The sequence below is a fragment of the Paenibacillus aceris genome, assembly GCF_017874035.1.
In the GTDB taxonomy this organism is placed as follows: domain Bacteria; phylum Bacillota; class Bacilli; order Paenibacillales; family NBRC-103111; genus Paenibacillus_E; species Paenibacillus_E aceris.
Genome location: NZ_JAGGKV010000005.1, coordinates 260,509 through 277,299 on the forward strand (window position 1 = coordinate 260,509; position 16,791 = coordinate 277,299).

At 43.9% G+C, this 16,791-nt stretch carries 11 protein-coding genes; all 11 read left to right on the plus strand.

All coding sequences use genetic code 11. From position 1 onward, the window contains the following. The first annotated feature begins 43 nt into the window (after nucleotides 1–43). The 11 genes from J2Z65_RS35865 to J2Z65_RS12030 all read left to right on the plus strand — a co-directional run bounded on the left by J2Z65_RS35865 (nucleotide 44) and on the right by J2Z65_RS12030 (nucleotide 16,657). A complete protein-coding gene (locus J2Z65_RS35865; RefSeq protein WP_167066138.1) occupies nucleotides 44–1,816 on the plus strand; it encodes a histidine kinase in 1,773 nt (590 codons plus the stop codon). A 42-nt stretch (nucleotides 1,817–1,858) separates the two neighbouring features. Continuing rightward, nucleotides 1,859–3,433 (plus strand): response regulator, encoded by a 1,575-nt coding sequence (locus J2Z65_RS11985; RefSeq protein WP_167066135.1) that lies wholly within the window; start codon nucleotides 1,859–1,861, stop codon nucleotides 3,431–3,433. A 196-nt stretch (nucleotides 3,434–3,629) separates the two neighbouring features. Then, nucleotides 3,630–6,230 (plus strand): glycoside hydrolase family 3 N-terminal domain-containing protein, encoded by a 2,601-nt coding sequence (locus tag J2Z65_RS11990; protein WP_167066132.1) that lies wholly within the window; start codon nucleotides 3,630–3,632, stop codon nucleotides 6,228–6,230. A 232-nt stretch (nucleotides 6,231–6,462) separates the two neighbouring features. Next, the gene (locus J2Z65_RS11995; protein WP_209855858.1) at nucleotides 6,463–8,334 is read left to right on the plus strand and encodes a sensor histidine kinase; all 1,872 of its coding nucleotides are present in this window, start codon (nucleotides 6,463–6,465) and stop codon (nucleotides 8,332–8,334) included. Continuing rightward, nucleotides 8,312–9,079 carry a response regulator transcription factor gene (locus J2Z65_RS12000; protein WP_167066125.1) on the plus strand — a complete coding sequence of 256 codons (768 nt, stop codon included), beginning with the start codon at nucleotides 8,312–8,314 and terminating at the stop codon, nucleotides 9,077–9,079. Before J2Z65_RS11995 ends, J2Z65_RS12000 begins: the two co-directional genes overlap by 23 nt. A gap of 172 nt (nucleotides 9,080–9,251) precedes the next feature. Beyond that, nucleotides 9,252–9,752, plus strand: a complete 501-nt coding sequence (locus J2Z65_RS12005; protein ID WP_167066122.1) for a TRAP transporter small permease — start codon at nucleotides 9,252–9,254, stop codon at nucleotides 9,750–9,752. A gap of 1 nt (nucleotide 9,753) precedes the next feature. Next, entirely contained in the window at nucleotides 9,754–11,049 is a 1,296-nt protein-coding gene (locus J2Z65_RS12010) for a TRAP transporter large permease (protein ID WP_167066119.1), read from the plus strand. Between the two features lie 49 nt (nucleotides 11,050–11,098). Continuing rightward, complete coding sequence (locus tag J2Z65_RS12015) at nucleotides 11,099–12,133, plus strand: TRAP transporter substrate-binding protein (RefSeq protein ID WP_167066116.1); 1,035 nt, start codon at nucleotides 11,099–11,101, stop codon at nucleotides 12,131–12,133. Nucleotides 12,134–12,186: 53 nt separating this feature from the next. Then, on the plus strand, nucleotides 12,187–14,859 hold the full coding sequence (locus tag J2Z65_RS12020) for a glycoside hydrolase family 3 N-terminal domain-containing protein (RefSeq protein WP_167066113.1): 2,673 nt from the start codon (nucleotides 12,187–12,189) through the stop codon (nucleotides 14,857–14,859). A 348-nt stretch (nucleotides 14,860–15,207) separates the two neighbouring features. Beyond that, nucleotides 15,208–15,669 (plus strand): GNAT family N-acetyltransferase, encoded by a 462-nt coding sequence (locus tag J2Z65_RS12025; RefSeq protein WP_167066110.1) that lies wholly within the window; start codon nucleotides 15,208–15,210, stop codon nucleotides 15,667–15,669. Nucleotides 15,670–15,745: 76 nt separating this feature from the next. Next, nucleotides 15,746–16,657, plus strand: coding sequence for a CapA family protein (locus tag J2Z65_RS12030; RefSeq protein ID WP_167066107.1), 912 nt, complete (start codon nucleotides 15,746–15,748; stop codon nucleotides 16,655–16,657). The last annotated feature ends 134 nt before the right edge of the window (nucleotides 16,658–16,791 follow it).

Below are 16,791 nucleotides of genomic sequence, written 5' to 3' on the forward strand. Positions count from 1 at the left end.
GAATAGGAAAGTTCGGACGGGCTGGATGGGGGGGATTAACATTGTGGTTTATCGGAATCGTACGTTGAAATCAACTATTTTGTGGATTTCTATCCCTGTTACTATGCTATTTGTTTTTATTACTGGATTATTCTCCTACCTTCTTGCGTCCAATCAGCTGGAGCAAAATGCATTTACGAGTATTTCCGATACCGTCTCTCAAACCCAAAGTTTCCTGAACGATAAATTAACCGATGTCGTGACGAGTCTGACGATTCTCGATAGCGATGCCGACTTGTCCGATATTATGACACGTACTGAAAATCCGGCTTATAGTCTGGAACCGGACGATTATCTTCAATTCAATAAAGTATTGAACAGAGCTTCTCCCGATCGAGGCTTAATCGATTCGATGCTGCTTTACTACAATTATGACCGACTAGCGTTCTACAGAAAAGATGACCTGACCGAACTAGTGAAAGTTTCCCTGGAGCCATACAAGATTGGGCTGGCAACGGATCCGACATCTATCATTCATTGGTTAACGCTGCATACGGATCCAATCGGGGAATCATTCAATCAGAATAAAAACAGAAAAGTGGTCAGCCTATTTAAACTGCTGGGTAAAAATGTAGAACAAAGCAAAGGAATTATTCTTTTTAATATAAAAGATTCATTTTTTCAAACGATATTAAGTAATCCAACCATCAGTAAAAATGGTTATCTATGCCTCGTTAGTGAGGACGGGATCATTTCTTACAAGAAAGTAGATGGGAAATATGAGTTTAAGGATTCGGAACTTCAGCCAAAATTAATTCAAACCAGTCAAGCATCGGGAGAAATCACGGTTACCAACGAATATGGGAAAGAGATGCTGATTGTTTACGATACATTAAGAATCAATAAATGGAAGATTGCTGCAGTAGTACCTAAGGATGAATTATTTAAAAAAGTGAATTACATCAAATACCTTATCATTGCTGTTATGTTCATTTTGTTTGGGTTCGTGATCTTCTTTTCCAACTTCCTGGCTAACGTGATTACGAGGCCGATCGTTCAACTTACTAAAAAAATAAATACAATCGAAGAAGGTAACCTGGAGGTCGAATTCAGAGAAATGTCGCAAAATGAGATCGGCGTTCTCAATAGAGGTATTCGCGATATGATCTGTAGGATCAAACAATTGCTTACGGAGATAGAGAATGTGCAAGAAAAGAAAAGGAAAGCAGAATTAGATGCGCTGCAATTTCAAATCAGGCCGCATTTTCTTTACAATACACTGTATTCAATCATGCATTTGATTGAAATGGACGAAAAAAAGAATGCCAGCCGGATGGTATCGGCGCTCTCCGACTTCTTTCGTATTTCGATAAGTAAAGGGAGCGAGATTATACCGTTCTCTCAGGAAATCGAGCATATCAATCATTATTTCACGATTCAAGAGTTGCGATATGGGGACAGTTTTACCTATGAAATAGATCTGGACCCGGCTATTTTGGATCATCAAATTGTAAAGCTGACTCTTCAGCCACTCGTCGAGAATGCGATTTATCACGGAATGAAGCATATTCGTAACAAAGGCCATATTTCTATAAAGGGTATTATTCAGGATGATGATTGTGTGATCCGCATAGAGGACAATGGTGCAGGCATGTCTGCCGAACAACTTGCCAAAGTCAATGCTTCTTTATCGGACAAGCATACCGGAGAGGGAGGAGCCGGATTCGGTATTTATAATGTACATAAGCGGTTGCAGTTGAATTATGGCACGAAATATGGGCTTAGCTATGAGAGCAATCCTGGAACAGGAACCGTAGTAATCGTCACGTTCAGATAACAGCAACGTTTTGATAATAGAACTTCCAGGGGGATGACCAGTATGCATAAGGTCGCAATTATTGATGATGAAGTCATTATTACCCGTGGTTTAAGCAGGAACATCGAATGGCAGGCTAATGGCTTTGAATTGGTGGGTTCTGCAGCGAATGGGGAGGAGGGTATGAAGCTCGTCGTAGAGAAAAGACCTCATTTAATTATTACCGACATATGCATGCCTTTTGTAGACGGCTTCGAGCTGACTGAGCAGGTAGTAAGAGCATATCCCGAGACTAAAATTCTGATGCTAACGAGTTACAATGATTTTGAATTTGCCAAGAGGGCGTTACAGCTTAAGGTGTTTGACTATTTATTAAAGCCGGTTGATGGTGAAAAGTTGCTTGAAACGGCAAAGCGTGCCATTAAGGAGCTTGAATATGAGTCCGAAATGAAGCAGAAGGTCGTTGAAGGCATGCCGCTCTTGAGACAACAGTTTTTGGAAAAGCTGTTTAAAGGGAAGCTGACACCTGCGGAAATTAATTCAGGTATTGACTTCCTAGATCTTCAACTAACTGCTGAGCGCTTTGTAGTCATTCTATTGAAGGCTGATGACTATAGTTATCCCGAATACCAGAACCGATTTGGGAAAGAAGTACTCAAATACTGTGTGATCAACGTATCGGAAGAAACGCTCGCCAGCATGGGCAAAGGGCTTGTGTTTAATTCTATTGAAGACGAGGTAGTACTTATTGTGTTTGCCGAAGGGGATCAGAAGGAAGCGGAACTTCAGGCCTATGAGATCGCAGAGTCGATCCGTGCTAATGTAGAGAAGTTTTTGAAAACTACGGTTACTGCAGGTATTGGTTTTGCTTATGAGCAGACAGCAGAAATTACATTTTCCTATCATGATGCCCGTTCTTCTCTGGATTTCCGCCATATTTTGGGGACGAATCGGGTGCTTACTATTGCCGATACGGGTTTGTCGCCTCGCAAAGAATCAATTGTGTTTGACGGATTGGAAAAGGAATTGGCCTTGAAGGTCAAGTTGGGCTTGGAGGGGGAAGCGCATGCCATCTTAAATACAATAGAGCAATCGATCATTGAAAGCCAATCGTTTTCCTTATCAAGAACACGTTTAATCGGGGTAGAAATTACCGTTCTCATGTACAAAGAGTTAGAGGAACAAGCGAAACAGCTGGATGACTTTTATTCCATTTATAACAAACAACAGCAAATGCAAACGGTTCATGAAATTTTTGCATGTATCCGTCAGCTGGTGAACCAGTTGGTTTCCATTGTCAATCATCAACGCGAAAATCAGGTGAAAAAGCTTATCAATCGCGCTGTGGAGTATATGGAGCAGCATTATGATCAAGAGGGTCTTTCTCTACATGATGTTTCAAGCGTAATACACATCAGTCCTACTTATTTAAGTATTATTTTCAAGAAGGAAAAAAACATAAATTTCAGTGAGTTCCTCAATCAGTTGCGTATGAACAAGGCTATGGAGCTGCTTCGTATATCTGATTTGAAGTCGTATGAGGTAGCTGAAAAAGTAGGCTTCAAAAATGCGCATTATTTCAGTCTATGTTTCAAAAAGTATACAGGTGTGTCCCCTTCGGAATATAAGAATGCGTAAAAGTGAATTCATGAAGGAGGTGATCCATCTGAGAATTACACCGATTATTCTAAGAAATTAAAGACGTTCTATGGTGTAGGAAACATTTTGTGATGTGAAAGATGTGCTTCTGAGATAGGCATCCGGACTGGTCATATGACCTTTAATTTTTTAGTATTGAAAGCGCTTAAATATGAAAAGGTGGGGGAAAGGGAATATGACATTAATTTCGAACCATTCAAAGAAAGTTATGGTGTCATCGCTTATTTTATCGTTGCTGTCTTCACCGCTGGCTATATCTAGTGTAAGTGCGGCTGCTGGCACGCCTCAGCCTGAAATTGCAAGTCATGTAAAGAATGTTCTTAATATCGACGGCAAGACATTTAAGGATTTAAACGGGAACGGTTCATTGGACCCTTATGAGGATTGGCGTTTGTCCACGAATCAGCGCGTGGCTGATCTTCTTCCGCGCATGAGCATGGCGGAGAAGGCCGGAATCATGCAGATTACTTCTTTACCAAGTGACATCAACGGTATCAATGATTTTGTTAATAATCGTCACATTCACTATCTGATTATCCGTGACAACATAACGGCCTTGGAGCTTGCCAAGAGAGCGAACAAATACCAAGAGGTTGCGGAGGCTACCCCGCTTGGCATCCCGCTTGTCTTCACCTCCAACCCTCGTAATCACGTAAGTCAGCAGCTCACGTTCGGCATCAGTGAGGCTTCCGGACAGTTCTCTACATGGCCTGGTACCTTGGGCCTTGCAGCAACAGGAGATCTCAGCATCATCCGCGACTTTGCTGAGATAGCCCGTGAGGAGTGGCGTTCGTCTGGTATCCAGAAGACCTACGGATACCAGGTTGAGATCGCTTCGGAGCCGAGATGGAACCGAATCTCAGGTACCTTTGGGGAGGGGACAGAACTAAACTCGAAGATTGCCCGCGAGCTGGTCCTCGGCTTCCAGGGTGAGAAACTGGGCAACAAATCCGTTGCCCAGACCATTAAACACTTCGTCGGTGACGGTGCGGTGGTTCGCGGTCTCGACCCGCACAACGAACCCGGTAAGTGGGCAACCTACCCAACTGAAGGCAGTCTCTTTAAATACCAGCTCCCACCATTCCAAGCCGCAATCGACGCTGGCGTGAGCTCAATTATGTCCTATTACAATGTTCCGAGCAACGCGCTTAGCGCTAAGCAGCTCCCAGACGAAATGTGGTTTTCCAAAAACCAGCAGTTCGAGGAAGTGGCAGGCGCCTATAATAAGACCCTGATCACTGATATTCTACGTAACAAGATGGGCTTCAGCGGCTATGTCAACACCGACAGCGGACCACTGACCACCCGTGATTTCGGAGTGCATGATCTGACCATTGAACAGAAGTTCGCCAAGTCGATACACGCCGGAGCAAACATTTTCTCGGATAACAATGATCCAAGCGGGCTCATCTCCGCTGTTAACACGGGTCTACTACGCGAAGAGGAACTCAATCCCTCCGTGGCGCACCTCCTTACAGAGATGTTCGATTTAGGGCTTTTTGAGAATCCATATACGGATCCGAATAAGGCTCAGATGATTGCCAGCTCACCTGCTTCCCAAGCGCGGGCCGATGAGGCGCACCACAAGTCGATTACGCTACTGCGTAACAACAAGGGCCTGCTGCCGCTATCGGATGCAAGCATCAACACCAAGAAACTCTACGTGGAAGTTTTCAACGGTAATAATAGCGCAACGCAAACCACTGCACTTAAAAAGCTCATTACCGATAAGGACCCATCGGTAACGATCGTCAACACGCTCGCAGAGGCGAATACCGCGTTTGTGTGGGCACTGCCGACTATATATGCCTACCCCGACAATTCCAGTCAAGAGATCCAGTTGAGTACACTCACAGGCATCGATGTCAATAAGATTAAGCAGATCGAGGCGGCCGTTCTGACTGTGCTTGCAATCAACATGACCAATCCATGGGTCGTCAATGAGATCGAGCCGGGCGCTGCGGCAGTAGTGGCAACCTACGATGTCAAGGGAGAAGCCTTACTGGACGTACTGCGAGGGCGCTATAACCCTACTGGTATTCTGCCAATTACGATCCCAGCTAACCAAACGGCCGTGGAGAACAACGCATCGGATGTCCCGGGCTACGCCGAGAATTTTCACTATGCCTACACAAATGCGGCTGGTGATGACTACTCATTCGGTTTTGGATTATCTTATGGCGCAAGAGCTACTCTGGCAGGAAGCAGTTCCGTACCAGTAGGAAAAACGTTTAGTCTGAATTATGGTTTGAAAAACGTCACCCAAAGTGTTTATAAAGATGTATATGCACAGGATCTGACACTTAATTTTGATCCGGCTCAAATGGAATTTGTCGATGCGCAATCACTAAATACAGGTTTGTCCATCGTTAGTAAAAATGTCACTGAGCCTGGAAAAGTAAGGATTTTGCTCGCAAGCTTAGGAGCAAGCAATGCGATTACAACGGATGGCGACTTCATGAAACTTCAATTTAAAGCAAAGGCAACTGCAATGACGCCTCCTGCTCGCGTTACGTTGTCTAACATCGTTTTATCTAATGGAATTGGAAATGAAACGCAGGTGGCTAACGTTTTCCAAAATGTAAAAATCAGCTTTACGCTAGCTGATTTAAACGGTGACAGTAAAGTGACCATTGGTGACTTGGGCATCGTTGCGGCAGCATTCGGGAAAACATCAAGCAGTCCGGATTGGGCACGATATATGTTAGCTGATGTGAATAATGATGGCAAAGTTGACATTGTGGATCTTGCAATTGTAGCACATGCAATCAATTAAGCAATGAAATGCTAATCGGGGGGAAGTATAACCTTTCTTCCCTGCTGGTGACAACTAGGAGGCTTCCCGCTAATTAGCGAGGAGCCTCTTTCAGGCTGGGATTGACTTGAGAAAAAATAAGTTCAAATCGGCAAAATTTGTTGCATGTATTTGGAAAAGGATTGAACTATAATTCATTTGTATTCGCACTGCATACAAAAATGTCGTCCAATAGAGAAGGTGAAACATGAGAATGTACTCGAAACAAGCCAAAAAAACATTCGTCCGTATCCTGTTTTTGCGGGACCAAAGTTTGGCTACAAAGCTTCTTGTGTACTCCGCCCTTCTTGTGGTTGTGCCAATGTGTGTTATCGGCATTATTTCCTATCAACGTGCTGCTAATGTTCTGGAGCGCGAGTCCCGCCAGTTTAGCTGGCAGATTATCGAACAGGTGAATACACATGTCGAATATTATGTAAATGACTTTGAAATTAGTATTTTAAAAATATTAAACAGTACGAACATGAACAACTATATAAAAATGAAATCACAGGAAGAAATCGATCAAAGCCACATTCGCGATATCGTAGAACAGGAACTGCGGAATGCGGCCTATTCCCGGTCGGATATTTCTAATATCACCATCGTCCTCGACGGTATTGAAACGATCGACACGATCGATAACAATTTTAAACATCCCGAAAATGCCGTAGTCAACGAATATTGGTATTCGACCATCCCTTATACCAGTGAACCGAAGATATTCACCCGGACGCTGCAATGGGGGGATCGTAAAGAACAGGTCATCAGTATCGCAAGGCGCCTGGTGAGTCCGATGACGCTAAAGCCGATCGGGATGATTGTCATGGATGTGAATTTCAAACGATTTCAGGAAATTGCCGAAAAAGTCAATATCGGCCATTTCGGCTCCCTGTATATTATTGATTCAGAAGGTCATTATGTCTATCACCCCGATTTGTTCGAATTGGGTAATTCGGCGCACTTTGAAAAATTGAACGATATTTTGAATGGTGAGAATAATTCATTTGTCACTTCTCGTGGCCCCAAGGAACTGCTAACCTACAGCCATTCGTCATTTCTCGGCTGGACGCTAGTTACCTCGATCCCTTATAGCGAACTGATTCAAGGCACTGAATACATCCGACGTACCATTGCAAGTATCGTGATGATTACACTAGCTATAGCTTACTTATTAGGATTTGGTTTTGTGGGCAGCATTGTCAGGCCGGTTCGACGACTGTATCAGTATATGAGAAGGGTTGAATCCGGCGACTTCACCGGTCATATTGTAGTGGAATCGAAGGATGAAATTGGTATGCTTGTTCATGGATTTAACACAATGGTATCAAGGCTCCAAGGATTGATGGACGAAATCTATTTCTCCAAGCTTAGAGAAACTGAGCTCGCTCTACGGCATCGAGAAATCGAATTGAAAGCGTTGCAATCACAAATGAATCCCCATTTTCTGTACAATACGCTTGAAACCATTCGAGGAATGGCGCTCGAACATTCGCAGGATGATATTTCATCCATCACATCTTCAATGGCTCGTCTTTTGCGATACAATTTAAAAAATAAAGGGCAGAAAGTTGCATTAGAAGAGGAAATGCGCTATGCCGAAATTTATTTGCGCATCCAGAAGTACAGGTTTGAGCATAGATTGGTGTACGAAATGAATATACCTGAATGGGCCAAGCAGCAATTGGTCCCCAAATTTTCCATTCAACCTGTCGTGGAAAACAGTATTATTCATGGCATCGAACCAGTCTTAAGCACTATCAAAATCACCATTTCCGCGATTCGGAATATGGAGGACAACTCCTTCATCGTCCGAATTCAGGATACCGGGGTGGGCATTTCCGAGCAGACGCTTCAGAATATACGCCGCAGCCTTGAGCAAAGAGATGCAATGGAAGACGGAACCAACATTGGGATTATCAATGTACATCGGAGAATTCGCTTACTATTTGGAGAATGCTACGGCATTTCAATTGAAAGCAAGGTTGAACACGGGGTCGTAGTTGATATTAAACTACCGTTAGTTGCCACGGTAAAGTTGCAGTCGGGAGGACCTAGTAAACATGTACACGATCATGCTGGTTGAAGACGAGAGATGGGTCCGTACAGCTTTTAAACGGACTGTGGAACGGACGGGCCTGCCTTTTACTGTAATCCATGAAAGCAGTAACGGTTTGGATGCGCTTGATTGGCTGAAAGACAACCAGGTCGACTTGATTATGGCAGATATAAGGATGCCTGTTATGGACGGGTTGACGTTTATTGACCAGCTTCACGAAGGCGGCCAAAGACAATCCGTTATTATAGTGAGCGGACATGATGATTTTTCTTATGTCCAGCGGTGTTTGCGGGCAGGCGTTTTTGATTATTTGTTAAAACCCGTAGAAGTTGAAGAAATGAAAAACTGCCTGATGAAATGGATGAAGGAAAAGGACAGTTCATTGGAACCTAATGAAGGGCTTAAGCCCGAAGACAAGATTGGAATGTCAGCGATTGAAAAAGTAATTGAACTCATCAAGGTTAGCCAACCGAAAAATATTAGCTTAACGGAGGCTGCAGCTGCGGTTAAATTGAATCCCAGCTATTTAAGCCAGCTCTTCAAGCAACGAATGAATCAAACATTTTTGGACTTTTCGCTGCGATTGCGAATGGATGAAGCCGAATGGCTGCTCGTTCACACATCGCTCAGAGTATGGGAAATCGCCCAGCGACTCGGTTATACGGACTTGTCTTATTTTGGCAACACATTTAAGAAAATAAAAGGAAAAACACCATTGGAATTTCGCAAATCGTTTCAATTAATCGAGGAAGGGACAGGGCGCACCAGATGACCTTGCTCCCTTTTTTTGAATTAGCGGCAATGTTTTTGGGATATCTAAAAAAGTTACCAAAAAATCTAAAAACAGGGCAGTTATCAATAAAGTGCCAACTCATTATAATTGAAAATGTACAAAGCAATGAAAGTGCTTTCGAAAAATAGAAAGGAGGTGAGAGTGAACTGCTATGAGAACGATCAAAAAAATCGCTTTATTCATTGATAGTTTTTTTGAAAATTTCGCCCAAGTTTCTTTAGTAGCGATGATTCTCATCGTCACAATTCAAGTCATAACCCGTAAGATGTTTAATTATGTTTTTTTCTGGTCGGAAGAGATTACAATGGTGCTGCTGATCTGGTTTACCTTTATGGGAATCGCCATCGGGTTTCGGGAAAAGCTGCATTTGGCTATCGATTCGTTCACTGCCAAATTACCGCGAAAGGTCAATATGGGCATTGATAAACTTGTAAGCATTGGAAGCCTTGCTTTCGGAATTTTCATGATCAAGTATGGTTGGGACTTTACCGTTCTAATGAACAGCTCGACACTGCCAGCAACGAAACTTCCGAACAGTGCGTTTTACGCTGTCATGCCGCTGGCGGGATTTATGATCAGCATATATGCCATGCTAGAGATCCTGGGAGTCAACACGAGACGTCATCAAGGAATGGAGGAAGGAGAACACTAACATGGATACGACCACAGTCGCCATACTAATTTTGGCCATCAGTTTTACAATTATGCTTGTTTTACGTTTTCCTGTTGCGATTTCCCTTGCAGGCTCAACGATATTAACGCTTCTATATATTGAAGTACCGCTGGAAGTTGTAGGTCAAAGGATGATTCAAGGGGTTAACTCTTATGCTTTGCTGACGATTCCATTTTTTATATTAGCTGGACAGATTATGGGTGAAGGTGGACTTGCCCTGCGGTTGGTCAATTTTGCACTTCTTATTGTCGGACGTATCCGGGGTGGACTGGCGATGGTTAACTGTGTGGCCTGTCTGTTTTTTGGAAATATTTCCGGTTCAGCAGCCGCCGACGTATCTTCAATCGGTTCGATCATGATTCCGATGATGAAGAAAAAAGGATACAGCGAGGATTTTGCGGTCGGATTGACGACTACGGCTGCCATCCAAGGCGTTGTCGTTCCGCCAAGCCACAACCTGATCCTATATTCCCTGGCAGCGGGGGGGACATCCATTGCGGCTCTGTTTCTAGCCGGTGTTGTTCCTGGCATTATCCTTTGTGTTTGTTTGATGGTTGCCAGTTATTTTATGGCTATCAAAAAAGGCTTTACACAAAAACATGTGACTCCTCGAAAAGATGTGCCTAAAGTTTTGCTGGACGGTATGCTTTCCATTATGCCGGCCGTTATTATACTTGGCGGAATTTTTTCGGGCTGGTTTACCGCATCCGAATCCGGTGCTATTGCCTGCTTATATGCATTCATCGTCACCTTCTTCGTATATCGCGAAATACCGCTCAGCCGGATGTGGGTAATCCTAAAACGATCACTTCGTACTGTCTCAATGGTCTTGTTTCTAATTGCCGCTTCGGATGCCTTCAGTTGGGTGCTTGCGTATCTAAAAATACCTGCGCTCGTTACGGATGCTTTAATGCAGATATCGCACAATCCAATTATTATCTTGCTAATCATTAACGTTTTACTGCTAGTTTTGGGAGCTCCAATGGATATGGCACCGCTGATTCTGATCATGACGCCGATCCTGCTTCCTGTGGTCACGGCACTAGGAATGGATCCCGTTCATTTCGGCATCATTATGATGCTAAACTTGGGAATCGGGCTGCTTACTCCGCCTGTCGGAACGGTATTGTTCATTGGCTGTGCGATCGGCAACATTTCGATAGGCCGTGGAACAAGAGCTATGGCGCCGTTCGCTCTCGTGCTTGTCGCCGTATTAATGCTTTTAACTTACGTACCGTCAATAACCATGTGGTTGCCTAATTTGATGAAGCATTAAGAAGCATGAAGCAATTCTGTCAATATGAAAACATTTAGGGGGAATAGAAATGAAACTTTTGACGAAACAACCAACGGTAATATTGGGAACGACGCTTTCTGTTTTCTTGTTGCTCGCCGGCTGCGCAGACGATGTCAAAACCACCGGGAATGTGACTACATCTCCTCAAGCGGAAGGCAAAAAATATACGTTCCGACTGGCTGACACACATCCGGATAATTATCCGACTGTCCTTGGTGACAAGAAATTCGCCGAGCTAGTTAATCAAAAGTCCAATGGACGCATTAAAATCGATGTGTTCCCGAACTCCCAGCTGGGGGAAGAAAAAGCGGTCATCGAACAGGTGCAGCTCGGCGCCATTGAGTTTACCCGCGTAAGCTCGGGGCCTCTTGCTGAGTTCAATAAATCACTAGGCGTATTCAGTCTTCCGTACATTTTCGATAACGCAGCCCATGAATGGAAGTTCCTCGAAAGCGACAAAGGAAAAGAACTGTTGAGCAGCCTGGAATCCTCTAAATTGAAGGGATTGGCCTATTATGACTCCGGGGCTCGAAACTTTTATTCCAAAAAACCGGTGAAGAGCGTTGAGGATCTAAAAGGCATGAAACTCCGCGTGCAACAGAACAAAATCAATATTGATTTAATCGATGCTCTTGGGGCCAACGCAAGCCCGATGCCGTATGGCGAAGTTTTTAGCTCTCTGCAAACTGGCGTTATCGACGGTGCCGAAAACAACTATCCGAGCTATGACTCCTCCAACCATTATCAAGTTGCCAAAAACTTAGTCTTGGATGGGCACCAGCGTGTTCCTGAAGTCGTGATGATCAGTAAAGTAACTTGGGATAAATTAGGTGACGAAGATAAAAAGATTATTCAAGAGGCAGCAACTGAATCCGTCAAGACGCAACGCGAAGAGTGGGCCAAATTCGAGAAAAACTCAGAAGCGAAAGTGAAAGCCGCTGGTGCAACAGTTACCGAAGTAACGGATCTAAAGCCTTGGCAGGATAAAGTGAAACCTGTCATTGACAAATACCGATCCGAGTATAAAGACGTGCTTGATGCTATCGATCAAGCAAGAAAATAAGTAAATAACAAGAAACTATGTGAAAGTAGACCGCCACAAGGAGGACTAAAAATATGACTTTGAATTCAAAACATTCCAAAAAAGTTGCGTTATCTTCGCTGGCGTTGACGATGCTATCTTCGCTTGCTATATCAAATGTAAGCGCTGCGGATAGCACGATTCAACCAGAAATCTCCAATCATGCAAAGAACGTTCTAGCGGTTGATGGCAAACAATTCAAAGATCTAAATGGGAACGGAAAATTGGACCCGTATGAAGACTGGAGACTCCCCGTAGACAAGCGCGTGGATGATCTTGTTTCCAAGATGAAGCTCGAAGAAAAGACGGGGATGATGCTATCCATGTCGCATTATATGGGAAACAGCAAATCTTGCCCGGCGCCGGCAGCAGGCGGGACGCCTAACGACATACTGTGTGAGAATGACCTATGGCAAACTATTAACAACTTTGCCGTTCCAGGAAGTGAAATGTATGTGCTTGATCCGCCTGTACTTGGTGCATCGGCTGCTACCAAAGGTATTACAGAGCGTAACTTGCGCTACTTTATTATTCGCGACAATCCAAGTGCCAAAGATCTAACAATCTGGACCAATAAGATACAGGAAGTTGCCGAGGGCACAAGGTTAGGCATTCCAGCTATTATGATTTCGAACCCACGAAACCATACGTCGAGTTTGGGCTTCGGGTTTAGCGAGGCATCGGGTCAATTCTCTACCTGGCCTGGCGAATTGGGACTTGCAGCAACGAATGACGCCGACCTGGTGAAGAAATTTGCGCAAATTGCTGGACGGGAATGGGAAGCATCCGGCATTCGCAAAGGCTATCAGTATATGGCGGATATCGCTACGGACCCTTTATGGATGCGATACAACGGTACGCTTGGCGAATCGCCTGACCTATCTGGGAAAATGATAACTGCTCTTATTAAGGGTTTTCAAGGCGAAGAACTTGGTCCACATAGCGTTGCCCTGACTACCAAGCATTTCCCTGGCGGCGGCACGCGTCTGGACGGTCATGATCCTCATTATTCGTGGGGGAAACCGAATCCGTATCCAACGGAAGGCAGCTTAATGAAGTATCATGTTCCTTCTTTCCAAGCAGCTATCGCTGCCGGTACCTCGTCTATCATGCCTTATTATGCGAAATTCGATAATTCGTTGAATGCACCTCAGCTTCCAAACGGGCAGACGTTTGAAGAAGTAGGTTTCGCGTATAACAAATACATAATTACTGACCTTCTGAGGGATCAACTTGGATTCAAAGGGTATGTGAATAGCGACACTGGCATTATTACGGCCATGCCTTGGGGCGTCGAAAATCTGACAAGGGTACAGCGGTATGCTAAGGCAGTGAATGCCGGTGTTGATCTCATTGCCGGAGATCACAATCCTGCCGATCTAACCCAGGCGGTCAAGGACGGTTTAATTACCGAAGAGAGAATTGACCAATCGGTAAAACGGCTGCTGACAGAATCGTTTGAGTTGGGCATGTTCGAGAACCCTTACAGGAATCCAGAAACTGCCCAAGCGATTGCAGATGACCCCGTTTCGCAGCAAATAGCCGATGAAGCGCATCGCAAGTCGGTCGTGCTCCTGCGTAACGACAACAATATGCTGCCTCTAACAGATGACAGACTCGCAAATCAGAAGCTTTATGTTGAAGTCGTGTCCAAATCGAACAACGAGAAGCAAACCAGCGATCTGAAAGCTACCATCAAGCAGTATGATCCTGCGATCACATTGACGGACAATCTTGACGAAGCAACACGTGCATTAGTCTACGTAGTTCCTAGCGGTATATCGGATAAACCAGATCTACCGTTATCCGTAGCGCTTAACGCAGACACTGGAGTTGATGTAGCGAGGATCAAAGCCATAGAAGACAAGGTTCCAACCATTCTGACTATCAATATGAGCAGTCCTTGGCTAATCGGAGAAATAGAAGAAAAGGCTGCTAGTGTTGTCAGTGTGTTCGGAGTGAAAGCTGAAGCATTAGTGGATGTTCTTCGTGGTCGTTATGCTCCTACCGCTAAGCTTCCTTTCACATTGCCCGCTAACCAAGCAGCGGTTGACAACAACAAGAGCGACGTTCCCGGTTATGCTGAAGGTCCCGATTACGTTTACCGTGATAAATATAACAACGAATTCGGGTTTGGTTTTGGTTTGAGTTATAAGAAAGAGAATCTTGTTTCTTACGATTGGGCGAAAAAACAGCTTGAGGAATTGGCTTCCAAAGGGGTTTTGGACAAAAATGTAAATCCTGGCCAATTCGTTACACGCGGTGACTTTGTAGACACATTGATACGTGCATTAGGTCTGGACGGCAGCAAGAAAATTGGTGAACGTTTTGCTGATGTAAACGAAACTGATTACTATAATAATTCTTTGAGAATTGCCAGAGGTTTGAACATGATAGATGGTTCGGGCAACAATGTATTTGATCCTCAAAAACCGATCTCAAGAGAAGACATGATCGTATTAACTGCGCGAGCGCTCCAAGTGGCGAAACAGACTTCGGTCAATCCGAAGGCCGAAACGAAGGCTGAACTGCTAAAACAATTTAGCGATTATGCAAAAGTATCGGAGTATGCGGTTCCTAGCTTGGCTTTACTGATCGAGCTGAAGCTTGTATCTGGTTATAATAACGCGATCCATCCTAAAGAATCTACCAACTGGGCTCAAGCCGCAGCTTTGATTTCTAACATTTATGCTAATGTGGAGAAGTAGTTGTTAATATTAAATGAAAGTGAGTCCCGATGCATTTGATCGGGACTTTTTTCTATCATACAATACATGGTATTATTATGCTAATTAAGATATTTTTTGGAAGCTATTTGGTGCAGTGCCCAATAATATTTTCATTAGTGTGGGGTGATTTTAGGGTATCTAGCATATTCTAATACCAGGAAGGAAATAGAAGCACCTAATAGAGTTGGTGTTATTGATACAGGAAATGGGAGTGGTTGGGAACAACCATCCTAAAGAAAACGGGATTCCTGTAAGAACTGATAAATATGGAAATTAGCATGAAGGAGAACGATAGTTCAATACCAGATTAAAGGAGCTGTTACATAGATGAAACAGATTACTCTTCGCCAATCCCAAAATTCCGATGTTGAGACCATTGCTAATTTACGGGCAATTGTACTACGAAATGATTTAACTAGGTTAGGAAGGTATGATGAAGAGAAGGTTCGTCAACGCTTTCGTAATTCATTTGAAGCAGCTTACACTTGGATTATTGAGTCAGATTCTTCTTTTGTTGGCTGTGTAGCTCTTAAACCGGCGTTAGATGGTTATTTATTGGAACATTTTTATATTTATCCTAATTACCAAGGTAAAGGGATCGGTAGTCATGTATTAAAAATATTGCTTGAACAAAATGAAATAAAAGGAAAACGTGTCACATTAAATGTCTTGCAAGGAAGCTCTGCTCAACGTCTTTATGAACGATTTGGTTTTAAAGTTGAAAGACAGGATCTCATAGACGTTTACATGTTTCTGAATATAGAGGAAAATATCAGATCAATCGAATGAATATAAGAGGGTGCCCAACTTACAAGCATTTCGCTTTTCTATCGCATAAGGTGTAAATATGAAAGGAGTGGGGGGATTGACGAAAATCACAATCGCTGCAGTCGGGGATTTGTTGATGAAAAAGAAGATGATCGCCTCTGCCGCACGGGAAGGCGGATTCGCCCCTATTTTTTCCAAAGTGAAGCCTTATCTGCGGAGATCCGATTTAACGATAGGCAATCTGGAGACGACATTCTCCGGTAACAATTTTCGCGAAGAACCTGGAAAACTGTTGTTCAACTCCCCGGATGAATTCGCTGCGACGCTCCGGAACTTGGGCTTCGATGTAGTAGGCACAGCCAATAACCATTGTATGGACGGGAAACTATCCGGTTTGAGGCGGACATTAAACGTCCTCGATGGGCACGGTCTGCGACATACGGGCACGTACCGTTCCGCCCGCGAAGCTCGCCGGAAACTGATTGTTAACGTAAAGGGAATAAAAATCGGAATATTGGCTTATACGAAAGGAACGAACGGGATCCCAGTGCCGGAGCCGTCGTTAGTCAACCGGCTAAACCAGAAAAAAATAATAGCTGACGTGCGCAGCTTGAAGAGTAGAACAGATTTTATCATCGCTTGCCTACATTTCGGTAAAGAATTTCGAACGTTTCCCGACAGCAACCAAATCCGGCTCATGCAGCTGTTGTTTAATAATGGTGTGAATGTAGTGCTGGGAGCGCATCCCCATGTACTGCACCCGATAAGAATGTTTAAGGCGAAGGACATCGACGGAAACATTAGAAATCGGGTAGCGGCGTCTTCTCTAGGAAATTTCGTATCCACCGAACTTCCCCAGCATACCGCTAGACTGCGTGGAACAATCTTGATGTTAACCATAACGAAAAATGCCAATGGGATAACGGATGTGTTGAAAATGTCATGTGTGCCAACCCGCATTTTGCAAAATATAGGGAAGAAAAACGTTTATCGGGTTGTGCCGAATTGATAGGACGGATATCGATAAAAGAGTTGTTAAATCTGAAGGTCTCCGTCAAGGAGATCTTTTTAGTGTGTGCGGAATGTATGTGAAATCAGCTTCGGGTGCATAGATTGACCGAGGCGCTCATTATTGCGGTTTTA